The sequence below is a fragment of the Pseudomonas sp. EA_105y_Pfl2_R69 genome (genome assembly GCF_963970915.1).
Taxonomy (GTDB): domain Bacteria; phylum Pseudomonadota; class Gammaproteobacteria; order Pseudomonadales; family Pseudomonadaceae; genus Aquipseudomonas.
In genome coordinates this window covers 1,162,829-1,185,776 of the sequence record NZ_CAXAOO010000001.1, presented here as the reverse complement: position 1 = coordinate 1,185,776, position 22,948 = coordinate 1,162,829, and the positions used below count along the sequence as shown (strand labels likewise).

At 62.1% G+C, this 22,948-nt stretch carries 26 protein-coding genes; 8 read left to right on the top strand and 18 right to left on the bottom strand.

Annotated features, from left to right (window positions below; genetic code table 11):
* Window positions 1-91 precede the first annotated feature (91 nt).
* Entirely contained in the window at window positions 92-1,804 is a 1,713-nt protein-coding gene (gene recJ, locus AACY13_RS05150; protein WP_339459753.1) for a single-stranded-DNA-specific exonuclease RecJ, read from the bottom strand.
* 161 nt (window positions 1,805-1,965) lie between these two features.
* The gene (locus tag AACY13_RS05145; protein WP_339459751.1) at window positions 1,966-2,505 is read right to left on the bottom strand and encodes a YaeQ family protein; all 540 of its coding nucleotides are present in this window, start codon (window positions 2,503-2,505) and stop codon (window positions 1,966-1,968) included.
* Window positions 2,506-2,602: 97 nt separating this feature from the next.
* On the opposite strand from AACY13_RS05145, the gene AACY13_RS05140 reads away from it, so the two are divergent.
* Together AACY13_RS05140 and AACY13_RS05135 are read left to right on the top strand one after the other, a co-directional pair.
* The gene (locus AACY13_RS05140; RefSeq protein ID WP_339459749.1) at window positions 2,603-3,802 is read left to right on the top strand and encodes a CaiB/BaiF CoA transferase family protein; all 1,200 of its coding nucleotides are present in this window, start codon (window positions 2,603-2,605) and stop codon (window positions 3,800-3,802) included.
* A gap of 16 nt (window positions 3,803-3,818) precedes the next feature.
* A complete protein-coding gene (locus AACY13_RS05135; RefSeq protein ID WP_339459748.1) occupies window positions 3,819-4,079 on the top strand; it encodes a hypothetical protein in 261 nt (86 codons plus the stop codon).
* 83 nt (window positions 4,080-4,162) lie between these two features.
* Here the strand turns inward: AACY13_RS05135 and thrC are convergent, their stop codons facing one another.
* From thrC to xerD, 4 genes are all read right to left on the bottom strand, one after another.
* Window positions 4,163-5,572 (bottom strand): threonine synthase, encoded by a 1,410-nt coding sequence (thrC, locus tag AACY13_RS05130; RefSeq protein ID WP_339459747.1) that lies wholly within the window; start codon window positions 5,570-5,572, stop codon window positions 4,163-4,165.
* Between the two features lie 79 nt (window positions 5,573-5,651).
* A complete protein-coding gene (locus AACY13_RS05125; protein WP_339459745.1) occupies window positions 5,652-6,956 on the bottom strand; it encodes a homoserine dehydrogenase in 1,305 nt (434 codons plus the stop codon).
* Between the two features lie 113 nt (window positions 6,957-7,069).
* Window positions 7,070-7,807 (bottom strand): bifunctional protein-disulfide isomerase/oxidoreductase DsbC, encoded by a 738-nt coding sequence (gene dsbC, locus AACY13_RS05120; RefSeq protein ID WP_339459743.1) that lies wholly within the window; start codon window positions 7,805-7,807, stop codon window positions 7,070-7,072.
* A 93-nt stretch (window positions 7,808-7,900) separates the two neighbouring features.
* Window positions 7,901-8,797, bottom strand: a complete 897-nt coding sequence (gene xerD, locus AACY13_RS05115; protein ID WP_339459742.1) for a site-specific tyrosine recombinase XerD — start codon at window positions 8,795-8,797, stop codon at window positions 7,901-7,903.
* 84 nt (window positions 8,798-8,881) lie between these two features.
* Between xerD and AACY13_RS05110 the strand changes: the two genes are divergently transcribed.
* Together AACY13_RS05110 and AACY13_RS05105 are read left to right on the top strand one after the other, a co-directional pair.
* Window positions 8,882-10,693 carry a cation:proton antiporter gene (locus AACY13_RS05110; RefSeq protein ID WP_339459741.1) on the top strand — a complete coding sequence of 604 codons (1,812 nt, stop codon included), beginning with the start codon at window positions 8,882-8,884 and terminating at the stop codon, window positions 10,691-10,693.
* Between the two features lie 111 nt (window positions 10,694-10,804).
* A complete protein-coding gene (locus tag AACY13_RS05105) occupies window positions 10,805-11,482 on the top strand; it encodes a hypothetical protein (RefSeq protein WP_339459740.1) in 678 nt (225 codons plus the stop codon).
* 99 nt (window positions 11,483-11,581) lie between these two features.
* Here AACY13_RS05105 and rplS read toward each other — a convergent pair whose 3' ends face one another.
* From rplS to ffh, 5 genes are all read right to left on the bottom strand, one after another.
* Window positions 11,582-11,932, bottom strand: coding sequence for a 50S ribosomal protein L19 (gene rplS, locus AACY13_RS05100; protein WP_325507925.1), 351 nt, complete (start codon window positions 11,930-11,932; stop codon window positions 11,582-11,584).
* A 40-nt stretch (window positions 11,933-11,972) separates the two neighbouring features.
* A complete protein-coding gene (gene trmD / locus AACY13_RS05095) occupies window positions 11,973-12,725 on the bottom strand; it encodes a tRNA (guanosine(37)-N1)-methyltransferase TrmD (RefSeq protein WP_339459738.1) in 753 nt (250 codons plus the stop codon).
* 5 nt (window positions 12,726-12,730) lie between these two features.
* Complete coding sequence (gene rimM / locus AACY13_RS05090; protein WP_339459736.1) at window positions 12,731-13,267, bottom strand: ribosome maturation factor RimM; 537 nt, start codon at window positions 13,265-13,267, stop codon at window positions 12,731-12,733.
* 5 nt (window positions 13,268-13,272) lie between these two features.
* A complete protein-coding gene (gene rpsP, locus AACY13_RS05085) occupies window positions 13,273-13,524 on the bottom strand; it encodes a 30S ribosomal protein S16 (RefSeq protein ID WP_339459735.1) in 252 nt (83 codons plus the stop codon).
* Window positions 13,525-13,776: 252 nt separating this feature from the next.
* A complete protein-coding gene (gene ffh, locus AACY13_RS05080; RefSeq protein ID WP_339459733.1) occupies window positions 13,777-15,150 on the bottom strand; it encodes a signal recognition particle protein in 1,374 nt (457 codons plus the stop codon).
* Window positions 15,151-15,306: 156 nt separating this feature from the next.
* On the opposite strand from ffh, the gene AACY13_RS05075 reads away from it, so the two are divergent.
* Together AACY13_RS05075 and AACY13_RS05070 are read left to right on the top strand one after the other, a co-directional pair.
* Window positions 15,307-16,107 carry a cytochrome C assembly family protein gene (locus tag AACY13_RS05075; protein ID WP_339459731.1) on the top strand — a complete coding sequence of 267 codons (801 nt, stop codon included), beginning with the start codon at window positions 15,307-15,309 and terminating at the stop codon, window positions 16,105-16,107.
* 10 nt (window positions 16,108-16,117) lie between these two features.
* Window positions 16,118-17,410: an HlyC/CorC family transporter gene (locus tag AACY13_RS05070; RefSeq protein ID WP_339459730.1), complete on the top strand. Its 1,293-nt coding sequence runs from the start codon at window positions 16,118-16,120 to the stop codon at window positions 17,408-17,410.
* Here the strand turns inward: AACY13_RS05070 and AACY13_RS05065 are convergent.
* Genes AACY13_RS05065 through AACY13_RS05045 form a run of 5 tightly spaced genes read right to left on the bottom strand, consistent with a single transcriptional unit; the run spans window position 17,379 to window position 20,674 of the window.
* Window positions 17,379-18,128, bottom strand: a complete 750-nt coding sequence (locus AACY13_RS05065; RefSeq protein WP_339459728.1) for an SGNH/GDSL hydrolase family protein — start codon at window positions 18,126-18,128, stop codon at window positions 17,379-17,381. The two genes, AACY13_RS05070 and AACY13_RS05065, sit on opposite strands and share 32 nt — an antisense overlap.
* Window positions 18,125-19,306, bottom strand: a complete 1,182-nt coding sequence (purT, locus tag AACY13_RS05060; protein ID WP_339459727.1) for a formate-dependent phosphoribosylglycinamide formyltransferase — start codon at window positions 19,304-19,306, stop codon at window positions 18,125-18,127. The genes AACY13_RS05065 and purT overlap by 4 nt, the downstream gene beginning before the upstream one ends.
* 27 nt (window positions 19,307-19,333) lie before the next feature.
* Window positions 19,334-19,525: a DUF1289 domain-containing protein gene (locus AACY13_RS05055; protein WP_339459725.1), complete on the bottom strand. Its 192-nt coding sequence runs from the start codon at window positions 19,523-19,525 to the stop codon at window positions 19,334-19,336.
* The gene (locus tag AACY13_RS05050) at window positions 19,522-20,046 is read right to left on the bottom strand and encodes a gamma carbonic anhydrase family protein (protein ID WP_339459724.1); all 525 of its coding nucleotides are present in this window, start codon (window positions 20,044-20,046) and stop codon (window positions 19,522-19,524) included. The genes AACY13_RS05055 and AACY13_RS05050 overlap by 4 nt, the downstream gene beginning before the upstream one ends.
* A gap of 22 nt (window positions 20,047-20,068) precedes the next feature.
* A complete protein-coding gene (locus tag AACY13_RS05045; protein ID WP_339459722.1) occupies window positions 20,069-20,674 on the bottom strand; it encodes a CoA pyrophosphatase in 606 nt (201 codons plus the stop codon).
* Between the two features lie 168 nt (window positions 20,675-20,842).
* Here AACY13_RS05045 and AACY13_RS05040 point away from each other — a divergent pair, with 168 nt between their 5' ends.
* Both AACY13_RS05040 and AACY13_RS05035 read left to right on the top strand, forming a co-directional pair.
* Entirely contained in the window at window positions 20,843-21,400 is a 558-nt protein-coding gene (locus AACY13_RS05040) for an NUDIX hydrolase (protein ID WP_339459720.1), read from the top strand.
* A gap of 15 nt (window positions 21,401-21,415) precedes the next feature.
* On the top strand, window positions 21,416-21,919 hold the full coding sequence (locus AACY13_RS05035; protein WP_339459719.1) for a L,D-transpeptidase family protein: 504 nt from the start codon (window positions 21,416-21,418) through the stop codon (window positions 21,917-21,919).
* A 197-nt stretch (window positions 21,920-22,116) separates the two neighbouring features.
* Here AACY13_RS05035 and AACY13_RS05030 read toward each other — a convergent pair whose 3' ends face one another.
* Together AACY13_RS05030 and AACY13_RS05025 are read right to left on the bottom strand one after the other, a co-directional pair.
* Window positions 22,117-22,434 carry a YqfO family protein gene (locus tag AACY13_RS05030; protein WP_339459717.1) on the bottom strand — a complete coding sequence of 106 codons (318 nt, stop codon included), beginning with the start codon at window positions 22,432-22,434 and terminating at the stop codon, window positions 22,117-22,119.
* 232 nt (window positions 22,435-22,666) lie between these two features.
* Window positions 22,667-22,933 carry a CDGSH iron-sulfur domain-containing protein gene (locus AACY13_RS05025; protein WP_339459716.1) on the bottom strand — a complete coding sequence of 89 codons (267 nt, stop codon included), beginning with the start codon at window positions 22,931-22,933 and terminating at the stop codon, window positions 22,667-22,669.
* Window positions 22,934-22,948 lie beyond the last annotated feature (15 nt).

The following is a 22,948-nucleotide window of genomic DNA, read 5'->3' as shown; positions in this document are numbered from 1 at the left end:
AACGTAGCCCGGATGAAATCCGGGAACTATTGTGCGGCCGGCACCGCGCCCCGGATTGTATCCGGGCTACAAAAGCACCTGCGAGCCATGGCTAACGCGGCTGAATATGGGCGATCAGCAGCTGCACCGTCTCCTGGCCGCGGTACTCGTTGACGTCGAGCTTGTAGGCCAGGTCGACCCAGCGCACCGTCGGGTTCGGCCACACTTCGCGGTCCACGCCAAAGGCGATGCCATCGAGCTGCACGCTGCCGCATTCGCTCTTGAGCACCACCTTGAGATGACGCTCGCCGACGATGCGCTGCTGCACCAGCTGAAACACACCATGGAACAGCGGCTCGGGAAAGTGCTGGCCCCAGGGCCCGGCATTGCGCAACTCCTTGGCCAGCGGCAGATGAAACTCTTCCACGGCCAGACTACCGTCCGAGAGCAGTCGCCCGGTCAGGTCGTCCGCGCCCAGCTGGCGACGCACCTCGGCATCGAAGGCGGCGGCAAAGGCAGCGAAATTCGCTTGCGGCAGCGACAGCCCCGCCGCCATGGCATGCCCGCCGAACTTGCTGATCAGCTCTGGGTGTTTGGCCGCCACCGCGTCCAGGGCATCGCGGATATGAAAACCCGGCACCGAACGCGCCGAGCCTTTCAGCACGCCGTCGCCGGCATCGGCAAAGGCGATGGTCGGGCGGTGATAACGCTCCTTCATCCGCGAGGCGAGGATACCTATCACCCCCTGATGCCAGTCCGCCTCGAACAGGCACAAACCGAAGGGCATGTCCTCCAGCGGCAGGTCCTTGAGCTGGGCCAGGGCCTCGCGCTGCATACCCTGCTCGATGGCCTTGCGGTCCTGGTTGAGCTGGTCCAGCTGCACGGCCATATCGCGTGCCAGGGCCTCGTCGTCGCAGAGCAGGCATTCGATGCCCAGGGCCATGTCGTCCAGCCGCCCGGCCGCATTCAGCCGTGGCCCGAGGATAAACCCCAGGTCGGTGGAGGTGATGCGCCGATGGTCGCGCCCGGCCACTTCGAGAATCGCGCGCAGTCCCGGGCGCGCCCGCCCGGCGCGAATCCGCGCCAGGCCCTGATGGACCAGGATGCGATTGTTGGCATCCAGCGGCACCACGTCGGCGACACTGCCCAGGGCCACCAGGTCGAGCAGCTCGGCCAGGTTCGGCTCCGGGCGCTGCGCGTTAAACCAGCCCGCCTCGCGCAGCCGCGCACGCAGGGCCAGCAGCACATAGAACATCACCCCGACCCCGGCCAGGGCCTTGCTGGGGAAATCGCAACCCGGCTGGTTGGGATTGACGATGGCGTCCGCCGCCGGCAACTCGGCCCCGGGCAAGTGGTGATCGGTGACCAGCACGGTCAAGCCGGCGGCCTTGGCCGCGGCGACACCCTCGACGCTGGAAATGCCGTTATCCACGGTGATCAGCAGCTGCGGCTGACGCTCGAGGGCCACCGCGACGATTTCCGGGGTCAGGCCGTAGCCGTATTCGAAACGGTTCGGCACCAGGTAATCGACATGGGCCGCGCCGAGCATACGCAGGCCCAACACGCCTACCGTGCTGGCAGTGGCCCCGTCGGCATCGAAGTCGCCGACGATCAGCATGCGCTGACCCTGCTCCAGGCCCTGCACCAGCAGCTCGACCGCGCTGTCCATGCCCTTCAGTTGCTGGTACGGGATCAGCCGCGCCAGGCCCTTGTCCAGCTCGGCCGCCGATTGCACGCCACGGGCGGCATACAGACGGGTCAACAACGGAGGCAGATTGCCCAGGTCGGGCAGAATGGCGGGTAACGGGCGGGCTTCGATACGCATGTTTATTCTTTTTTCGTGTAGGGCGGGTGCACCCGCCGGGTTCCTTGCTGGGCGGACTGCACTCGCCCTACGCTGCCGCTGTAGGAGCCAGCTTGCTGGCGATCATGGCTGACCACATCGCCAGCAAGAACCAGGCGTCCCCCTAGCGTCTGCAGGAAGGCTCAACGTTCGCCGATCAGCCACTCGATAGGCAGCTCGTGCTGGCCACGCTCGTCGGTGACAAACAGTTCGCCGTCGCTGATCATCACGCTCCAGTTCAGCGAGCGCGGCATATCCAGCGCCAGCTTGGCCAGGGCCTCCTGATCCAGGGCCACCACATTGATGTTCTTCAGGCTGCGCACCGGATCCAACTCCTTGGTCTGCCACACCCGCAGATTGCCATAGGCCACCAGGCTGAACTTCTCGGTACGCCGCGAGCACCAGGTCATGCGCTCGCTATCCGGCTGGCCGACCTCGATCCAGTGCAGCACGCGACCGTCCAGGCTCTTCTCCCACAGCGCCGGCTCATCCACATCCGACAGGCCACGGCCGAAGGCCAGCTGCTCGTGATAGAACAGCGCATAGCCGACCAGCCGCGCGGCCAGACGCTCTTCGGTCTCCGAGGGGTGCTTGGCCACGGTGAAACGCAGGCTCTCATAGACGCTGCGGTCCATGTCGGTGAGGTTCAGTTCGATTTTATAGGTGGTGGAAGGCAGGGCCATGGACGGGCTTCTTGACGGTTCGAATAAGCCCGCAAGTCTACCCGATGCAGCCTGGTCACGTTAGAGTCGCGGACAAACCCAGATGGATGGACGCCCCATGCAGCAGCCCAACAAACCCCTCGCCGGCCTGAAAGTGATCGAACTCGGCAGCCTGATCGCCGGCCCCTTCGCCGCGCGTATCTGCGCCGAGTTCGGGGCCGAGGTGATCAAGGTGGAGTCGCCCGACGGCGGCGACCCGCTGCGCAAATGGCGCAAGCTGTATGAGGGCACATCGCTGTGGTGGTTCGTGCAGGCGCGCAACAAGCAGTCGATCACCCTTAACCTCAAGCACCCGCAAGGGCTGGCAGTGCTGAAACAGCTGCTGGGCGAGGCCGATATCCTGATCGAGAACTTCCGCCCTGGGGTATTGGAAAAGCTCGGCCTGGGCTGGGAGGTATTGCACGCGCTCAACCCCAAGCTGGTGATGGTGCGCCTGTCCGGCTTCGGCCAGAGCGGGCCGATGAAGGATCAGCCGGGCTTCGGCGCGGTAGGCGAATCCATGGGCGGGCTGCGCTATATCACCGGCTTCGAGGACCGCCCGCCGGTGCGTACCGGCATCTCCATCGGCGACTCGATTGCCGCGCTGTGGGGCGTGATAGGCGCGCTGATGGCGCTGCGCCACTGCGAGGTCAACGGCGGCAGCGGCCAGGTGGTGGATGTGGCGCTGTACGAGGCAATCTTCGCCATGATGGAGTCCATGGTGCCGGAGTTCGACGTCTTCGGTTTTATCCGCGAACGCAGCGGCAATATCATGCCTGGCATCACGCCCTCCTCGATCCACACCAGCAGCGATGGCAAGCATATCCAGATCGGGGCCAACGGCGATGCCATCTTCAAACGCTTTATGCAGGCCATCGACCGCCAGGACCTCGCCGAAGACCAGAGCCTGGCCAGCAACGATGGCCGCGATGCGCGCCGCGACGAACTCTACGGGGTCATCGACCGCTGGGTCGGCTCGCTGCCGCTGGAGCAGGTGCTCGACACCCTGAACCGGGCCGAGGTGCCGGCCAGCCGCATCTTCAGCGCCGAGGACATGTTCCACGACCCGCAATTTCTCGCCCGGGAAATGCTGCTCAGCGCCAGGCTGCCGGACGGCAAGCCGTTCAAGATGCCCGGCATCGTGCCCAAGCTGTCGGACACCCCGGGCGGGGTCGAGTGGACCGGTCCGCAACTGGGCGAACACACCGGGTCGATCCTCACTGCGCTAGGCTATGACAGTGAGGCCATTGCCGAATTGCGCCGCAACGGTGCCATCTGAACCCAGGAGCAGAACCATGCCTGCCGATCGCCCCTCATTGCCCAAGGATGTGCTGCTGGTTTTGCAGCAGGACAGACGCGAGGACGCTATCGAGTTGTTGCAAGCACGCCAGGGGCTGAGCGCGCAGGAGGCCGAAGAGCGGATCAACCAGTATCTGGAGCACAACCCGCCGATCAACCTGCGCGGCCCTGGCGTAGTCGCCCGCAGCAAGCTCAACGCCCTGGTCTGGCTGGGCCTGATCCTGATAATGGCCCTGGTCTACCTGCTGCTTGCCTGAAGCACCCGGGTAGCCGCTCCGACTAAAACCCAAAAAAGCCGGCCCCTTACGGGTAACCGGCTTTCGACAGGCATCACATAGGCTTACAGCGGCTTACCACGATTGCCGTGGGCGGCCACAAATTGCTGCACGGTCTTCAGATCGTTGGCCAATACCGTACAGCGCTCCTCGCGCTCGAACAGATCGGCCAGATGCGCCGGCAATGCCGGGGCCTGACCAACGCCAGCCTGCTCCACCGCCTCGGGGAACTTGACTGGATGCGCGGTACCCAGAATCACCATGGGCACGGCCAGGCTACGCCGGCACTCGCGGGCGGCATGCACGCCGATGGCGGTGTGCGGATCGAGCAGCTCGCCGCACTCGGCGTACACCTGGGCAATGGTCTCGCAGGTCTGCGCATCGTCCACCGCCAGGGAGTCGAACAGTTTGCGCGCCTCGGTCCAGCGATCTTCCTCGACGCTGAAGCCACCGCCCTGCTTGAAGTTGCTCATAAGCTCGGCGATGGCCGCACCGTTGCGCCCATGCAGATCGAACAGCAAGCGCTCGAAGTTCGACGAGACCATGATATCCATGGACGGCGACAGGGTCGGGTGCAGATCGCCTTTAACGTACTGATTGCCGCTCATAAAGCGATGCAGAATGTCGTTGCGGTTGGTGGCGACGACCAGCTGACTGATCGGCAGGCCCATATTGCGCGCCAGATACCCGGCGAAGATGTCGCCGAAGTTGCCGGTCGGCACCGAGAAGGCCACGGAACGCGCCGGCCCGCCAAGCTGCAGGGACGCGTGGAAGTAGTAGACGATCTGGGCCATGATCCGCGCCCAGTTGATCGAGTTCACCGCCACCAGACGCGTGCCCTTGAGGAAACCCTGGTCGGCGAAGCTGTCCTTGACCATCTCCTGGCAGTCGTCGAAGTTGCCCTCGATGGCGATGTTGTGGATGTTGTCGCCGAAGATGGTGGTCATCTGCCGGCGCTGCACCTCGGACACCCGGTTGTGCGGGTGCATGATAAAGATGTCGACGTTGTCGCAGGCCTTGCAGCCCTCGATGGCGGCCGAGCCGGTGTCACCCGAAGTGGCCCCCATGATCACCACGCGCTCGTTGCGCTTGGCCAGCACGTAATCGAGCAGGCGGCCGAGCAACTGCAGGGCGAAGTCCTTGAAGGCCAGGGTCGGACCGTGGAACAGCTCCAGCACCCACTCGTTGCCGTTGAGCTGGCGCAGCGGCGCGACAGCGTTATGGGCGAACACGCCGTAGGTTTCTTCGAGAATCTTCTTGAAGTCGGTATCCGGGATGCTGCCGGTGACGAACGGGCGCATCACCCGGAACGCCAGCTCGTGGTACGGCAAGCCGGCCCAGGAGGCGATTTCTTCCTGGGTGAAGCGTGGCAGGTTTTCCGGCACATAGAGGCCGCCGTCGCTGGCCAGGCCAGCCAGCAGCACGTCTTCGAAATTCAGGGCCGGTGCCTGGCCGCGGGTACTGATATAGCGCATAGGGGCAAACCTTCGGTTTGAGCTTCAAGCTTCAAGCTTCAAGCCGCACGCGCCTGCTGCGCCTGCGGCCTGCTGCTGGTTAGTTCAACTGTTCGACGCGGATCCGCATGACCTTGCCAACGACGTCATCCAGGGCTTCCAGAGCATCCAGCGCCTCGTCGATGCGTGCTTCGACCACACGGTGGGTGACCAGGATCATCGGCACCAGGCCGTCGTGTTCTTCGACTTCCTTCTGCATGATCGATTCGATATTGATCCCGCGCTGCGACAGGATGCTCGCCACCTGGGCCAATACCCCGGGATGATCCTTGGCCTGAATACGCAGGTAATAGGCGCTCTCGCAGGCTGCGATGGGCAGAATCGGGTGATCGGACAGCGAATCCGGCTGGAAGGCCAGGTGCGGCACACGGTTGGTCGGGTCGGTGGTCAAGGCCCGGACCACATCCACCAGGTCGGCCACCACGGAAGACGCCGTCGGCTCCATGCCGGCACCGGCACCGTAATACAGGGTGCTGCCGGCGGCGTCGCCATTGACCATCACCGCGTTCATCACGCCATTGACGTTGGCGATCAGGCGATCGGCCGGGATCAGCGTCGGGTGCACGCGCAACTCGATACCGGCCTCGGTGCGGCGCGCCACGCCGAGGTGCTTGATGCGATAGCCCAGGGCTTCGGCGTAGCCCACGTCAGCGGTGGTCAGCTTGGTGATGCCCTCGGTGTAGGCCTTGTCGAACTGCAGGGGGATGCCGAAGGCAATCGAGGCGAGAATGGTCAGCTTGTGCGCGGCATCGATACCTTCGACGTCAAAGGTCGGGTCGGCTTCGGCATAGCCCAGGGCCTGAGCTTCTTTCAGCACGTCGTCGAAGGCTCGGCCCTTCTCGCGCATTTCGCTGAGAATGAAGTTGCCGGTGCCGTTGATGATCCCGGCCAGCCAGTTGATCCGGTTGGCGGCCAGGCCTTCGCGAATCGCCTTGATCACCGGGATACCACCGGCCACCGCCGCCTCGAAGGCAACGATCACGCCCTTCTCGCGGGCCTTGGCGAAGATCTCGTTGCCGTGCACGGCGATCAGCGCCTTGTTCGCGGTGACTACATGCTTGCCATTGTCGATGGCCTTGAGCACCAACTCCTTGGCCAGGGTGTAACCACCGATCAGCTCGATAACGATATCGATCTCGGGGTTATTGACCAGTTCGAAGGCATCCTGGGTCAGGCTGATGCCGGTCGTGTCGTACTGAGGCTTGGGCGAGCGAATGGCGATCTGGGCAATTTCAATACCGCGGCCGGCGCGCCGGGTAATTTCCTCGGCGTTACGCTTGAGTACATTCAAAGTACCGCCACCGACGGTACCCAGCCCACAGATGCCTACTTTGACCGGTTTCACACTGAACTCCCCATCTGCACTGCGTAAAACGGCCGGGGCAAGCCCCGGCCGTAGAAAAAGAGCCGCACCATACGAAGCGGCTGTTTATTAGTCAATCCGCCGCGAGGCTCGAACTACTTAGATTTCTGGGCGGCTTCCAGGGCGATTTTTGCCAGCTGTGGTGCCGGCTGGTAGCCCGGAATGATCTTGCCATTGGCCAGGACGATGGCCGGCGTACCCGTGACGCCGATCATCTGGCCCAGAGCGTACTGCTTGGCGATCGGATTGTCGCACTGGGCCTCAGGTACCGCCTGGCGGGTTTTCGCCAGATCCATGGCCTGCTGCCTGTCCTTGGCACACCAGACACTGGCCAGCTCCTTGGCTGCGGCGCTGCCCAGCCCCTGGCGCGGAAAGGCCAGGTAGCGCACCTCAACACCCAGGCGATTGAGTTCCGGCACCTCGCTGTGCAGCTTCTGGCAATAGCCGCAGTCGGTATCGGTAAAGACGGTGATATGAGTCTTGGACTCTTTACCGGCAAAAACCACCATTTCGGAAGCGGGAATCGCCCCGATGGTCTTGGCCACGCCCTGACTTTCCGCCTGCTCGGTCAGGTTGACGGCCTTGCCGTCCTTGACCTGAAACAGGTAACCCTGCAGGAGAAACTGACCGTCCTCGCTGGCGTAGAGCTGACGCCCGCCCTGCAACTGCACCTGATAAACCCCGGCCATGGGGCTTTCGGCAATGGCCTCGACCGGCAAATCCGGCTGGATGGCCTGCAAGGTCTTGCGGATGGCCTGATCGGCATCGTCGGCCATTGCCACGCTGCTGGCCAGCCCCAGAGTCAGAGCCGCGAAAGTGCGAGTAAAACGCATGAGTTCTCCTGTCATACGACATGCAAAGCGATGATCGACACAGCCTACCATAGAAGCCTGCAGAGGCCGACTACGGCAGGCTGGGCGGCGCTCTCAGCCTCGCGGATGGTGCTCGGCATGCAGTTCCTGCAGGCGCGCGCGAGCAATATGGGTGTAGATCTGCGTGGTCGACAGATCGCTATGCCCCAGCAGCATCTGCACCACGCGCAAATCGGCCCCGTGATTAAGCAGATGAGTGGCGAAGGCATGCCGCAGGGTATGCGGCGACAGACTCTTGGCAATCCCGGCTACACGGGCCTGGTGCTTGATGCGGTACCAGAAGGTCTGTCGGGTCATTTGCTCGCCGCGCAGGCTGGGAAACAGCACGTCGCTGGGCTTGCCATCCAGCAGAAAGGGCCGCGCCTCCTTGCTGTAGCGCTCGATCCAGGCAATCGCCTCCTCGCCCAGCGGCACCAGGCGCTCCTTGCTGCCCTTGCCGAACACCCGCAGCACGCCCTGACGCAGATTGACCTGCTCCAGGGTCAGGCTGATCAACTCGGTGACCCGCAAGCCGCAGGCATACAGCACTTCGAGCATGGCGCGATCACGCAGGCCTACGGGGTCATCCAGCTCGGGGGCGGCCAGTAACGCCTCGACATCCGCCTCGGACAGGGACTTGGGCAGCGGCCGGCCGAGCTGCGGTAAATCCACCTGCAGGGTCGGGTCGCCGGCAATCAGCCCCTCACGCAGCAGAAAGCGGTAGAACCCACGCATGCCGGAGAGCAGGCGCGCCGTCGAACGCGCCTTGTAGCCTTCATTCATGCGCCAGGCCAGGTGGTCGAGAATCAGTCCGCGCCCGACACTGGCCAACTCCAGGTCCCGCGCCTGCAGCCAGCCATTGAACAGCGCCAGATCGCTGCGATAGGCCGCACGGGTATGCGCGGACAAACCCTTCTCCAACCACAGGGTTTCAACAAAACGATCAATCAACGGATGGTCGATGGCAGGCATGCGGTGCTATGGCGGCAATTGAATGCAGGCTAGTCTTTCACAGCCTGGCCACAGAGGGCCAGTAACAGCGCACAAGGACTACCAATGAACGAACAGCAAATCCTCCTGGCTTTCGCCGCTATCGGCGCAAGCGCCCTCGCCTGCCAGTGGCTGGCATGGCGCCTGCGCCTGCCAGCCATTCTATTTCTGCTTATCGCCGGGATACTCGCCGGCCCTGTGCTGGGCTGGCTTGACCCACAGGCACTATTCGGCGATTTGCTGTTCCCCATGGTATCGATGGCCGTCGCACTGATTCTGTTCGAAGGCAGCCTAACCCTGCATCTATCGGAATGGCGAGAGATTGGCAGTGTCGTCAGGCGCATGGTGACGATCGGCGCACTCGCCACCTGGGCCGTGATTGCCATCAGCACGCACTACCTACTGGGCTTTAGCTGGGAGATGGCACTGCTGTTCGGCACCCTGACCCTGGTCACCGGACCGACCGTGATCGTGCCGATGCTGCGTGTTGTGCGCCCCAAGGCGTCGATTGCCAACATCCTGCGCTGGGAAGGCATTGTGATCGACCCGATTGGCGCATTACTCGCCGTTGTTGTGTACAGCTTTATCATTGCCAGCAGTGAGGGCAACGGCTGGCACAGCGGCCTGGGCACCTTCGCCGGGGTAATCGCTTGTGGCAGCCTGTTCGGGGTTGCCGGTGGTTGGTCACTAGGCCAGGTGCTAAGGCGTCAATGGCTCCCGGACTACCTGCATAACCTCGCCGTACTGGCCGCCGTGCTGGGTGCCTTCATTGCCTCAAACTCTGTGATGCATGAGTCCGGCCTGCTCGCGGTCACCTTGATGGGTATGTGGCTGGCAAATATGAAAGGCGTAGATGTTCGGCACATTCTGCACTTCAAAGAAAACCTCAGCGTCCTGCTGATTTCCGGACTGTTCATCCTGCTCGCCGCGCGCCTTGACCTCAGCGCCCTGCTCGCCCTCGGCCCGGCGGTATTGCTGCTACTGCTTATCATCCAGTTTGTTGCCCGCCCACTGAACGTCGCCCTGTCTACCTTTGGTTCCAGCCTCAACTGGCGCGAACGCGCACTACTGGCCTGGATATCGCCCCGCGGCATCGTTGCTGCAGCAGTTTCAGCTATTTTCGCCATCCGCCTCGATGAATTAGGCTACGAGGGGGCCCAGATATTGGTACCGCTCACCTTCGCCGTCATTATCGGCACAGTCGTTCTGCAAAGCGCCACCGCACGCCCCCTCGCAAAACTCCTGAAAGTGGCCGAGCCGGCCCCCAGCGGCTTCCTTATCGTCGGTGCCAACCCGGTGGCCCGTGCACTCGGCACAGCCCTGCAAGATCTCGGCAACCGTGTACTGCTGTGCGACTCCAGCTGGGAGAACATTAGCGCTGCGCGCATGAAAAAGCTGCCTACTTACTTCGGCAACCCCTCCTCACAGGATGCAGAAGCCCATCTGGACCTGGTCGGTCTCGGCCATCTACTGGCACTGTCGCCCTCAAGCGAACTGAATGCACTCGCCTGCATGCACTTTCGCCATGACTTTGCCGCGAGCCGCCGCTTCACCCTGCCCAGCGGCACCGAAAGCCGGCGCAGCGACAAACATCGCAGTCGCGACGCCGTACGTGGCCGCCCTCTGGGCAGCCGTGCACTGAGCTTCCCTCAGTTCGCCAGCCGACTCAGCAAAGGCGCGGAAATTCGTACCACAACCCTGACCAACACCTTTGACTGGGAGGCCTATCAAGCCCTGCATGGTGACAAAGCGGTTGTTTTGCTCGCATGCAACCCAAACGGCTGGATACATATCGCTACCCAGCCACTCGATATTCAGCCAGGCCCGGACTGGACGCTTATCGCGCTGATCGATGCAGAGCAAGAAGCGGCCCGATAGCAGCTGAATACGAGGGCCTACTGGCTCGTCACCCTATCTTTGGATGGGTGACAGATGCCAATTCGCGGCCCATGATTGCACCACGCCACTACAGCACAGCGGGTCCATCCGATGTCCAGCCAACAGCACTCACGTCTTGGTCAAATTCTGATCAACAAAGGCTTGATTAACCGCGGCCAGTTGGATACAGCCATTCAACTGCAACTCACCAACCAGAAACGCCTGGGCGAAACGCTTATCGAGCAAGGCTGGCTAACGGAACGCCAACTTAAAAAGGCTCTGACCAAGCAAAGCAACCTGCGCCTGGCCGCCACCCTGATCGCCGCCCTGCTCAGCCCCTTTCAGATCGCCAGTGCCGATACCCAGCGCAGCCAGCCCAGCGTCATCAGCCAACTGGAACGCCCCCAGAGCCTGCACCCACTGAGCGATACGGAAATGAGCAAGGTCAGCGCACAGGGGCTGGAGGAGTTGCTGCAAGGCTTGTTTCTGCAGGCAGGCAGTGACGACGGCCTGGGCACCATCGGCCAGCTAAGCAAGCTGGTGATGCCGGTACTCAGTAGCCTCGAGACGGAAACCACAATGACCGACGTGCAATACGACACCGGCCACATGAGTTCGGCGGTCAACGCCGACGGCTCGGTCAATGTACGCCTGCCCAGCAGCATCGGCGAACTGCGCTTCGACAATATCCGTGTCGCCAGCGCGCCCCAAGGGCAGAGCTTCGGCAGCCTCAGCCTGCACGATATCGACCTGTCCCAGGCCTCACTGAAAATCAGCCTGAACAAGTAGAGTCGCACACCGCCGGACTGGCCGAGCGGCACAGACAATCACCACCCCCTGAAACGCAAAAAGCAGCCCGAAGGCTGCTTTTTATTGGAAAGCTGAGGCTTAGCCCAGTTTTTCCTTGATGCGTGCTGCCTTACCGGACAGGTCACGGAGGTAGTAAAGCTTGGCTTTACGCACGTCACCACGACGCTTAACGGCCAGGCTGTCGACCAGCGGGCTGTAGGTCTGGAAAGTACGCTCTACGCCAACACCGTTGGAGATTTTACGCACGGTGAAGGCGCTGTTCAGGCCGCGGTTACGCTTGGCGATAACTACGCCTTCGAAAGCCTGCAGACGCTGACGGTCACCTTCCTTCACTTTAACCTGGACAACAACAGTGTCACCCGGTGCAAAGGTCGGGATCTCTTTGCCCATCTGCTCAGCTTCGATCTGCTGGATAATCTTGTTGGTCATGCTGCGCTCCTAAGACTGGCCTTGGCCGGTCATCGATACATTAACTATCGTCCCGCTGGCGGATGTATTCCTCCAGCAGCTTCTTCTCTTCTCCAGAAAGCGAGCGGCTTTCCAGAAGATCGGCACGTCGTTCGCAGGTCCGCCCAAGGGACTGCTGCAAACGCCAGCGCCGGATGTGTTCGTGGTTGCCGCTAAGCAACACTTCGGGAACACGTTTATCCGCATACACCTCCGGGCGGGTGTAGTGCGGGCAGTCGAGCAGGCCATCCGTAAAGGAGTCCTCCTCGGCCGAGGCTGCATGACCCAATGCACCAGGCAAAAGGCGCGTTACCGCATCGATCAGCACCATGGCCGGCAGCTCACCGCCGGACAGGACGTAGTCCCCAATCGACCATTCTTCATCGACATGCGCCTGGATAAAGCGCTCGTCAATGCCTTCGTAGCGGCCGGCAATCAGGATCAAAACCTCCTCATTAGCCAGTTCGCGTACTGCTGACTGTGTCAGCTGGCGACCTTGCGGCGAAAGATAAATCACCTTCGCTTTATCACCTGCGGCGTGCTTGGCATCGAGCAAAGCATCCTCAAGCGGCTTGATCTTCATCACCATGCCTGGGCCACCGCCAAAAGGCCGATCATCCACTGTGTGGTGACGGTCTGTGGTGTAGCTCCGCGGGTTCCAACAGGTCAGTTGCAACAAACCCTGTTTCACCGCGCGGCTGGTAATGCCGTAATCACTGATAGCGGTAAACATTTCCGGGAACAGCGTGATGACTTCAACGCGCAGATTTGGCATCAGGCTTAGAAGTCCGCATCCCAGTCGACCCGCATTTCGCCAGCACTCAGATCAATCGACAGCACACATTGCTCGGTATAGGGCAACAAGCGCTCGCGACCATCCAGGCTGTCGGTGCAGGGTTTGACCACCATCACATCGTTGGCACCGGTTTCTAACAAGTGATCAATCTTGCCGAGCAATTGCCCTGCCTGGTCGATAACCTTGAGACCCTCCAACTGGTACCAGTAGTACTCGCCGTCTGTTAATTCAGGAAACAGATTGCGTGGTACACAGATCTCATAACCGGCAAGAAGGCGTGCCTCTTCACGGTCATCAAGACCCTTAAGCTTCGCGACCAGGAATTTATCACTCCCACGTCCGCCGATCAGCTCTACCTGCTTGACACTGCCTTCACGCCTAAGCGTCCAGGACTTGTACTCCAGCAGATTTGCAACAGGATCAGTAAAGGAATAAACCTTCACCTCACCGCGAACGCCATGTACAGAGTAAATCTTGCCGATAACGATCAAATCATCGGTAGAGTCAGGCGTCGCGCTCATATTGCTCAGGCCGCAGCCTTAGCAGCGTCCTTCAACAACTGGGCAACACGATCAGACGGCTGTGCGCCAACGCTCAGCCAATGGGCCAGGCGATCCTGCTTCACGGACAGACGAACTTCCTGACCGCGAGCGACCGGGTTGAAGAAACCGATCTCTTCTTTGTGCGAACCGTCACGTGGGTTACGGCTGTCAGTCACGTTGATTTTGTAAAACGGGCGCTTTTTGGAGCCGCCAAGGGCAAGACGAATCGTTAGCATGTGAACATAGTTCCTGTAGTCGGTGCTGCAAATCTAAATGCACAGCGGGCATAGGTGCCCGAAAGGCCGCATATTCTAAGGAATATCCGGACTTTTGCAAATGGCTTTTTCGGGCGCATAAGACTGCGCAATCAAGATTTGCCAGAGGGCCGCGATACAAACCGGCCAATCAGCTCCCGCAAAAGGCGGGGTTACTGTGAATTCCCGCTTCCAGCGGGGGATTGCGCCGACATCGCTGCCGACGCGAATTCCTTACATCTTCGGCAGGCCGCCGGGCATCATCCCACCCATGCCACGCATCATCTTGGCCATACCGCCTTTGGCAGTGAATTTCTTCATCATCTTCTGCATCTGCTTGTGCTGCTTGATCAGACGACCAATGTCCTGCACCTGAGTGCCTGACCCCATGGCGATGCGGCGCTTGCGCGAGCCACTGATGACATCGGGATCGCGGCGTTCCTGCGGCGTCATCGAGTTGATGATCGCCTCCATCTGCTTGAACTGCTTCTCGGCCGCGCCCTGGGCGCTGCCCATCTGCGCCAGATTGACCCCACCCATCTGCGGCAGCTTGTCCATCAGGCCGCCAAGCCCCCCCATGTTCTTCATCTGCTGCAGCTGGTCGCGGAAGTCTTCGAGATCGAAGCCCTTGCCCTTCTTCAGCTTCTTGGTGAGCTTCTCGGCCTTTTCCTTGTCCAGGGTCTGCTCGGCCTGCTCGATCAGGCTGAGCACATCGCCCATACCGAGGATGCGCGAAGCGATACGCTCCGGATGGAAGGGCTCGAGCGCCTCGGTCTTCTCGCCCATGCCGATAAACTTGATCGGCTTGCCGGTGATATGCCGCACGGACAGCGCCGCACCGCCACGAGCATCACCATCGACCTTGGTCAGCACCACGCCGGTCAGCGGCAGCGCGTCATTGAAGGCCTTGGCGGTATTGGCGGCGTCCTGGCCAGTCATGGCGTCGACCACGAACAGGGTTTCCACCGGCTTGATTGCCGCGTGCAACGCCTGGATCTCGGCCATCATCTCGGCGTCGATGGCCAGGCGACCGGCGGTATCGACGATCACCACATCAATAAACTTGAGCTTGGCTTCCTTGATCGCCGCCTCGGCGATATCCACCGGCTTCTGACTGAGATCGGAAGGAAAGAAGGTCACCCCGATATCGCTGGCCAGGGTTTCCAGCTGCTTGATCGCCGCCGGGCGATAAACGTCGGCGGACACCACCAGCACAGTCTTCTTCTTGCGTTCCTTGAGGAAGCGCGCCAGCTTGCCGACCGTGGTGGTCTTGCCCGCACCCTGCAGGCCAGCCATCAGGATCACGGCCGGCGGCACGGCATTCAGCGCCAGGTCCTCGTTGGCCGCGCCCATCAGCTCTTCAAGCTCGGCGCGCACGACCTTCACAAAGGCCTGGCCTGGAGTCAGGCTTTTCGACACCTCGGTGCCGACCGCACGGTCCTTGACCTTATTGACGAAGTCCTTGACCACCGGCAAGGCAACGTCGGCCTCCAGCAAGGCCATGCGCACTTCACGCAGAGTGTCCTTGATGTTGTCTTCGCTCAGCTTGGCTTTGCCGGTGACATTTCGCAGGGTCTGCGAGAGGCGGTCTGTCAGATTTTCGAACATGCGCGTTCCTTTCAGGCTCTATCGAGCCGAGGGTGGGCTTGCAACAGGTGGCGGATTATAGCGGAGACGAGAGAGCACCGACACCGCCAGACGCTTTCGTGGCGCACGAGTTGTATGCCACACTGAGCCCCTTTCGGGTTTGCCTGACAAGGATTTATGCACCCTCTGCTACCCAGCCTCGCTGCCGCCGGTCTCTATGCCGCTGCCGCCTTCTATCAGGGCTTGCGCCTGCAACAGCGCAGCACCTCCAATAAACGCCTGCTGGTGCTGCTCGGCGTACTCGCCCTGATGTTCCATGGCGGCAGCCTGTTTATGCAAATGTTCGACGGCAGCGGTCTATTTCTCGACTTTTTCAAGGCCGCCAGCCTGATCGCCGCCGCCGTGATCCTGCTGACCCTGCTGGCCTGCTCGCGGATCCCGGTGGAAAACCTGCTGCTGCTGCTATTCCCCCTGGGTTTCCTGACCGTACTGCTCGCTCAATTTATGCCCAGCGGCACCACCCAGGCCATCGACGAGGCCCCCGGCATACTGGCGCATATCCTGCTGTCGATCACCGCCTACGGCATGCTCACCATTGCCGTATTTCAGTCGCTACTGGTGCTGCTGCAGGATCATCAGCTCAAGCACAAGCACCCCTCCGGACTGATCAAAAACTTCCCACCCCTGCAGACCATGGAGAGCCTGCTGTTCGGCTTCCTCTGGGCCGGCTGGCTGCTGCTGTCGCTGTCGCTACTCTCGGGGGCGCTGTTTATCAATGACCTGCTGGCCCAGCACCTGGTCCACAAGACCATCCTCTCGGGCTTTGCCTGGGTGGTGTTTGCCGTTCTGCTGTGGGGCCGCCACCAGCTTGGCTGGCGCGGACACAAAGCGATCCGCTGGACCCTGGCCGGCTTCTGTCTGCTGATGCTGGCCTACTTCGGCAGCAAGCTGGTCCGCGAATTCATCCTGCATATCTGAGACCCCTTTCGTGGACGACCTGCACTCAAGCTATCTGCTTGGCCTGTTGATATTTCTGATCCTCTGCTCGGCATTCTTCTCCAGCTCGGAGACCGGCATGCTCAGCCTCAATCGCTACCGCCTCAAGCATATGGCCAAGGAAGGGCACAAGGGCGCGACCCGCGTGACCCGCCTACTGAGCCGTCCGGACCGCCTACTGGGCACCATCCTGGTGGGCAACAACGTGGTCAATATTCTCGCCGCCTCCATCGCCACCGTACTGGCCGTGGATATCTGGGGCGAAGCCGGGATTGCCATCGCCACCGCCGGCCTGACCATAGTGGTACTGATTTTCGGCGAGATTACGCCCAAGACCCTGGCCGCCCTGCGCCCTGAGCTGGTGGCCTTCCCCGCCAGCCGCGTACTACTGCTACTGCAACGCCTGCTCTACCCGGTGGTCTGGGCAACCAGTTCGATCAGCAACATGCTGCTGCGCCTGCTCGGCGTCGACCCGTCGCAACGGGCCAGCGACAGCCTGTCCACCGAAGAACTGCGCAGCGTGGTACGCGAGTCCGGCCCCGGCATGCCGAAAAACCGCCAGAACATGCTGCTCGGCATCCTCGACCTGGAGCGGGTCACGGTGGATGACATCATGATCCCGCGCAACGAAGTGACCGGCATCAACCTGGACGACGACCTCGAGAACATCATCAATCTGCTGACCAACACCACCCACACCCGCCTGCCGGTATTTCGCACCGATATCAATCAGATCGAAGGCATCGTGCATATGCGCCAGATTGCCCGACTGCTGACCCACAACGAGCTGAGCAAAGAGGCACTACTGGCGGCCTGCAACGAGCCGTACTTCGTGCCCGAAGGCACCCCGCTGTCGACCCAGCTGATCAACTTCCAGAAACAGAAGCGGCGTATCGGCATCGTGGTCGACGAATATGGCGATGTAATCGGCATCGTCACCCTGGAAGACATCCTCGAAGAGATCGTCGGCGACTTCAGCAAGAAGGACAGCCTGCGCAGCCCGGATATCCACCCCCAGGAAGACGGCACCCAGGTGATCGACGGCGCGGCCTATATCCGCGAAGTGAACAAGGCCCTGGACTGGCACCTGCCCTGCGACGGCCCGAAGACCCTCAACGGCCTGATCACCGAAGCCCTGGAAAGCATTCCGGAAAGCGCGGTTTGCCTGAAAATCGGCCCCTATCGCCTGGAAATCCTGCAATCCTCGGAAAACCGGGTGAAAACCGTGCGTGCCTGGAAAGCCAGCACCAAGGTCACGACCGAGCAGGAGCAGGCGCAAGACTAGCCGCCAGACTGACCGCCAGCCCTTCAGCCCAGACGCGATAGCCAAGGGCCGAGGGATGATAACCGTCGCACGCCAGGTAATCGCCGGAAAATTCCAGCTCGACCCCATGGTGCCCTGCCCCCAGGCTACTCGCCAGGCGGCGCAGGTGCCGATCCAGCAATGCCCCGCGCATGCCAAGCAGTCGCCGCAACAGCCAGGGCAATGCGGTGAAATGCTCCAGCGGCGGCACACCGCTAAAGGCCACCTGGGCACCCCGCCCCTGCAGCGCACCGGCCATGCAGGCCAGTGCAGCCTGCCAGCGACGCAACGACGTCAGCCCAGTCGTGTCGTTAACCCCGAAGACCAGCAGCGCCAGATCGAAAGGCTGATCCAGCACCTGCGGCAACAAGCGCGCGCAGGCCTGTTCCGCGCTGATGCCATTTTCGCCGCAGGCGCGCCAGGCCACGGGCCGCCCGCAGCGGCGCGCCAGGGCCTCGGCCAGTTGCCCGACCAGGGCCGCCTGCAGACGACTGACCCCGACGCCCACCACGGTGGATTCGCCCAGCACCAGCAAGCGCAATGGCACGCCCGCCTGCTCGGCTGCAGCCAGCCCCTGCCGCGCCCCCTCGGCAGGCGGCAACCTGAGCGCCCGACGGCGGGTATAGAGTGCTTGCGGCACCACCAGTGGCGACAGCAGCGCCAGCCCCAGCCACCAGAGACCGGCGCGCAAACGGCTCACAACTCGACGCTGACCGCCTGCGCCGCCCGGCTCGCCTTGTCCCGCGCCGCCTGCAGCGACTCATCCCGCGCCAGGGCCACGCCCATACGCCGGTGGCCATTGACTTCCGGCTTGCCGAACAGACGCAGGGCGGTGTCGGGCTCAGCCAGCGCCGCCCCCAGATTGCCGAAACTGACTTGGCGCGACTCGCCCTCGACCAGAATCACCGCCGAGGCGGATGGCCCCAGCTGGCGAATCGCCGGAATCGGCAGGCCGAGAATGGCCCGAGCATGCAAGGCGAATTCCGACAGGTCCTGGGAAATCAGGGTAACCAGGCCGGTGTCGTGGGGCCGCGGCGAGATTTCGCAGAACCACACCTGATCGCCCTTGACGAACAGCTCGACGCCGAACAACCCGCGCCCACCCAGCGAACCTGTGACCGCCAAAGCAATGCGCTCGGCTTCGGCCCGGGCCTTGGCGCTCATCGGCTGCGGCTGCCAGGACTCCTGGTAGTCGCCCTTGACCTGGCGATGGCCAACCGGCGCGCAGAAGGTGGTGCCGCCGGCGTGGCGCACGGTGAGCAGGGCAATTTCATAATCGAAGTCGACAAAGCCTTCGACTATCACCCGGCCCTTACCGGCGCGGCCGCCCGCCTGGGCGTAATCCCAGGCGACTTGCAGATCATCCGCGCTCTTCAGCACGGACTGGCCTTTGCCCGAAGAGCTCATGATCGGCTTGATCAGGCAGGGAAAACCAATGCTCTCGACCGCGGCCCGGCACTGCTCGAAAGAATCGGCAAACCGATAAGGCGAAGTCGGCAAACCCAGCTCTTCAGCGGCCAGCCGGCGGATACCTTCGCGGTTCATGGTCAGCTGCGCGGCACGGGCGCTGGGGATCACGGTATAGCCTTCACTCTCCAGCTCGACCAGGGTCGCGGTGGCGATGGCCTCGATTTCCGGGACTATGTAGTGGGGCTTTTCCAGTTCGATCACCGCGCGCAGTGCGTCGCCGTCGAGCATATTGAGCACATGGCTGCGATGAGCCACCTGCATGGCCGGAGCATTGGCGTAGCGGTCCACGGCAATCACCTCGACGCCCAGGCGCTGCAGCTCGATCACCACTTCCTTGCCCAGCTCGCCAGAGCCACACAACAGCACACGGGTCGCGCTCGGCGACAAAGGGGTTCCGATACGGGGCATGGTGAATCCTCAAACTGATCACGAAAGTTACAGCAGAATGCCTTTGGCCGTGGCGCGCGCATGGCACAGCCCCAGCACCTGGCGGCGCTCGGCGTTGTCCATCAGGCTCCAGCGAGTGATTTCGGCGACATTACGCTGGCAACCGATGCAGATATCCTCATCATCGAGGGCGCAAACATGCACGCAGGGCGAAGCAACCGGGCGCTCCTGCCCGCTCACTCGTCCTGCTCCGCCAGCTCGCGGGCATAGCGCTGGGCGTTGTGCACATAGTGGGCGGCGCTGGCTTCGAGCATCTTCTTCTGCGCCTCGGTCAACTCGCGCACCACCTTGCCGGGCGAACCCATGACCAGGGAGCCATCGGGAATCTCCTTGCCTTCACCGATCAGGCTATTGGCCCCGATGATGCAGTACTTGCCGATCTTCGCCCCGTTGAGCACCACGGCATTGATACCGATCAGACTGTAGTCACCCACCGAACAGCCATGCAGCATGGCGTTGTGGCCGATGGTCACGCCCTTGCCGATATTCAGCGGGAAGCCCATATCGGTGTGCATCACGGTGCCGTCCTGCACATTGCTGTTCTCGCCGATATGGATCTGCTCGTTGTCGCCACGCAGCACGGCGTTGAACCAGACGCTCGCGCCGGGCTCCAGCTTGACCTTGCCCACCAGCACGGCATTGGGCGCGACCCAGCTGTCGGCATGGGCTTCGACACGGGATTGACCCAGGCGATAGTTCATCCAGATAGTCCTCGGCTCACCCTCAGGTGAGCTTGATAAAGTGCTCGGGAGGGCGATGCATGTCGATAGCGGCATCGTCGTAAATCAGGTTGACCAGTTCGACCAGCATGATCGCGGTCAGGCCCCAGATCTTGTATTCGCCATAGCGGTAACTCGGCACATACCAGCTGCGCCCGAGGTAATCGATGCGGTGGGTGGTCTCACGCGGGTCGTCGCGGAAAAACGCCAAGGGCACGCTAAACACCGCGGCGATTTCATCGTCGTTGGCTTGGTAGTCGACAAAGTCCGGCACCAGCCCGACATAGGGCGTGACCTGAATACCGTGGCGCGAAACCAGGGTGCTGAGCGGCCCGATCACCTCAACCAGGCCGGGCGGCAGGCCGATTTCCTCCTGCGCCTCACGCAGGGCGGTGCGAATCAGGTCGGCATCTTCGGGGTCGCGCCGGCCACCGGGAAAGGCCACCTCGCCGCCATGGGTGGACAGCCCGCTGGCGCGCAAGGTCAACACCACTTCGGGCTCGTCGCTGCGGGTAATGGGAACCAGCACCGCGGCCTGCGGATAGTCGTTGGTGGTCTGCAGCAGGTGCGGGCTATAGCCACGCATGCGATGGAGCAGCTCGTCCAGCATGGATATTCTCGATCTTTGTTCTGCCCCGATAATGGCACGAAAGCAACGCGCAGCCCAAGCCCCGAACCGACTGCGGCCACGCCTCGAGAGCAGGCCTCGCGCCCACGGCGCTTGCCGAGCATAGCGCCGCCGCGCCAAGATAGCCTTAACCACTCCCGAGTAGCCGGCATGAAGTTCTGTAGCAACTGCGGCAGCCCCGTCACCCTGCTCGTCCCCACGGGCGACAACCGCCTGCGGCATGTCTGCGGGCACTGCCAGGCCATCCACTACCAGAACCCGCGCATCATCGCCGGCTGCCTGCCGGTATGGCACGACCAGGTGCTGCTGTGTAGGCGCGCCATCGAGCCACGGCGCGGCTACTGGACCCTGCCCGCGGGCTTTATGGAGAACGGCGAGACCCTGGAACAGGCCGCCGCCCGCGAAACCCACGAAGAAGCCTGCGCCCGGGTACGCGACCTGAGCCTCTATACCCTGTTCGACCTGCCGCATATCAATCAGGTGTATATGCTGTTCCGTGCCGAACTGGTCGACCTCGACTTTGCCGCAGGCGAGGAAAGCCTCGAGGTGCAGCTGTTCCACGAACAGGACATCCCCTGGTCCGAGCTGGCTTTCCCGACCATCGGCCGTACCCTAGAATGCTACTTCGCTGACCGCCGCGAGCAACACTTCCCGGTCCGCAACGAGCCGCTCGAAGCCTTGCGCGCGCATTACAAGAAAGCTTTTTGATTGACGGAAACGATGATGCGCTGGTTGCTAGCCCTACTCTGCCTGACCTTTACCCTGACCACTCAGGCCACGACCACCGTCACCCTCGGCGGCAAGACCATCGACAAGGTGCTGGTGCTCAAATCCGAGCGCAAGCTGCACCTGCAGAGCCGCGGCGAAACCCTCAAATCCTACCGGATGTCCCTGGGCAAGCAGCCCGTGGGAGCCAAGCGCCGCGAAGGCGACCTGCGCACCCCAGAGGGCTTCTATTGGATCGACTGGCGCAAGAACAGCGATAAGTACCAGCTCTCCATGCATATTTCCTACCCCAATGCGCGGGACCAAGCCCAGGCACGCAAGCAAGGCGTGGCGGCCGGCGGCATGATCATGATTCACGGCACGCCACTGGACGAGGAATACCCCGAGTGGTTCTTCCACACACTGGACTGGACCGAAGGCTGTATTGCCCTGAAAAATGACGATATGCGCGAGGTCTGGGGACTGGTCAAAGACGGCACGCTGATTGAAATACGCCCCTGAGCACAGATGTAAAAACACAGTTTTCGGTTAATGCCGTGCATTTTTCTGGGCTAAAAACCGTAGGGTGCGCCGCGCGCACCAGCCTAGACAGAATCGCTCGGTGCGCACGGCGCACCCTACGACAATGAAGCCCACGACCTAGCGGCGACACACCCACAAAAAAGGCACCTTTGTGGTGCCTTCTCCCTGCAGAAACCTTAGAACTGGATATCCGAAAGCCGCCACACCTCAAAAGCCGGCGTTTCATAAGGGTGGCTGTGCTTCAACGCCTTGACCGCATCGTGGATCAGCTCGTCGGCCACCACCAGTTCGACCTTCCACTCGGCCACCTGCTTGATCGCCCCGATCTGCCCGACGAACGGCTGACTGCCTTCCAGCGGCCGAAACTGGCCCTGCCCCAGGGTCTGCCAGCAGCAACTGTCATACGCCCCTATACGGCCGCCACCGGCTGTAAAAATGGCTTTTTTCACCCCATCCAGGTGAGTTTCCGGCACATAAAAACACAGCTTGTACATCAAGGTCTCCAAGGGCACGACCGATCAAAAAAGCGCGCGAATGATGCCACACAATAATGGCACTTTGCCTTATTCACGGTTCGTGGTGCTCATCACAGTTGCCAGCTATGACCCGACAATTGCGCCGACGTTCAGTACCGCCATGCACCTTGAGCGTAGCTCGCCCACGCGCGCACCCCACGCCACTTGTCAGCTCGCCGCGCAGCATCCGCACGCTGCCCCACCGCCGCGCCTAGAGGCCACGCCAGAAACGTCGCCAGCGCTCGCGAAAACCCTGCACGGGCGGGTTATGGCTGCCATCGCAATAGGGCAGGTGCCGCGAACGGGCGCAACGGCACAGCAGCAGGAGTTGCTGTTGAACGGGTTGGAGACGAAGTCCATGGCTGCAGCCTGGGCTGCAATCGGGAAGCCGGGGCGAACGCCCGCAGCGGCACAGCAGCAAGGTCGCGCCAGGCTCGACCTGGCGCACCTCGGGCAGGATGGGCGCGGACTTATCCATCGGCCCGCGCCACCC

Excerpts from the sequence above, each read along its gene's own strand:
- recJ (WP_339459753.1), bottom strand. The coding sequence starts at position 1,804 with ATGCGTATCGAAGCCCGCCCGTTACCCGCCATTCTGCCCGACCTGGGC.
- AACY13_RS05145 (WP_339459751.1), bottom strand. The coding sequence starts at position 2,505 with ATGGCCCTGCCTTCCACCACCTATAAAATCGAACTGAACCTCACCGAC.
- AACY13_RS05140 (WP_339459749.1), top strand. The coding sequence starts at position 2,603 with ATGCAGCAGCCCAACAAACCCCTCGCCGGCCTGAAAGTGATCGAACTC.
- AACY13_RS05135 (WP_339459748.1), top strand. The coding sequence starts at position 3,819 with ATGCCTGCCGATCGCCCCTCATTGCCCAAGGATGTGCTGCTGGTTTTG.
- thrC (WP_339459747.1), bottom strand. The coding sequence starts at position 5,572 with ATGCGCTATATCAGTACCCGCGGCCAGGCACCGGCCCTGAATTTCGAA.
- dsbC (WP_339459743.1), bottom strand. The coding sequence starts at position 7,807 with ATGCGTTTTACTCGCACTTTCGCGGCTCTGACTCTGGGGCTGGCCAGC.
- xerD (WP_339459742.1), bottom strand. The coding sequence starts at position 8,797 with ATGCCTGCCATCGACCATCCGTTGATTGATCGTTTTGTTGAAACCCTG.
- AACY13_RS05110 (WP_339459741.1), top strand. The coding sequence starts at position 8,882 with ATGAACGAACAGCAAATCCTCCTGGCTTTCGCCGCTATCGGCGCAAGC.
- AACY13_RS05105 (WP_339459740.1), top strand. The coding sequence starts at position 10,805 with ATGTCCAGCCAACAGCACTCACGTCTTGGTCAAATTCTGATCAACAAA.
- rplS (WP_325507925.1), bottom strand. The coding sequence starts at position 11,932 with ATGACCAACAAGATTATCCAGCAGATCGAAGCTGAGCAGATGGGCAAA.
- trmD (WP_339459738.1), bottom strand. The coding sequence starts at position 12,725 with ATGCCAAATCTGCGCGTTGAAGTCATCACGCTGTTCCCGGAAATGTTT.
- rimM (WP_339459736.1), bottom strand. The coding sequence starts at position 13,267 with ATGAGCGCGACGCCTGACTCTACCGATGATTTGATCGTTATCGGCAAG.
- rpsP (WP_339459735.1), bottom strand. The coding sequence starts at position 13,524 with ATGCTAACGATTCGTCTTGCCCTTGGCGGCTCCAAAAAGCGCCCGTTT.
- ffh (WP_339459733.1), bottom strand. The coding sequence starts at position 15,150 with ATGTTCGAAAATCTGACAGACCGCCTCTCGCAGACCCTGCGAAATGTC.
- AACY13_RS05075 (WP_339459731.1), top strand. The coding sequence starts at position 15,307 with ATGCACCCTCTGCTACCCAGCCTCGCTGCCGCCGGTCTCTATGCCGCT.
- purT (WP_339459727.1), bottom strand. The coding sequence starts at position 19,306 with ATGCCCCGTATCGGAACCCCTTTGTCGCCGAGCGCGACCCGTGTGCTG.
- AACY13_RS05050 (WP_339459724.1), bottom strand. The coding sequence starts at position 20,046 with ATGAACTATCGCCTGGGTCAATCCCGTGTCGAAGCCCATGCCGACAGC.
- AACY13_RS05045 (WP_339459722.1), bottom strand. The coding sequence starts at position 20,674 with ATGCTGGACGAGCTGCTCCATCGCATGCGTGGCTATAGCCCGCACCTG.
- AACY13_RS05040 (WP_339459720.1), top strand. The coding sequence starts at position 20,843 with ATGAAGTTCTGTAGCAACTGCGGCAGCCCCGTCACCCTGCTCGTCCCC.
- AACY13_RS05035 (WP_339459719.1), top strand. The coding sequence starts at position 21,416 with ATGCGCTGGTTGCTAGCCCTACTCTGCCTGACCTTTACCCTGACCACT.
- AACY13_RS05030 (WP_339459717.1), bottom strand. The coding sequence starts at position 22,434 with ATGTACAAGCTGTGTTTTTATGTGCCGGAAACTCACCTGGATGGGGTG.
- AACY13_RS05025 (WP_339459716.1), bottom strand. The coding sequence starts at position 22,933 with ATGGATAAGTCCGCGCCCATCCTGCCCGAGGTGCGCCAGGTCGAGCCT.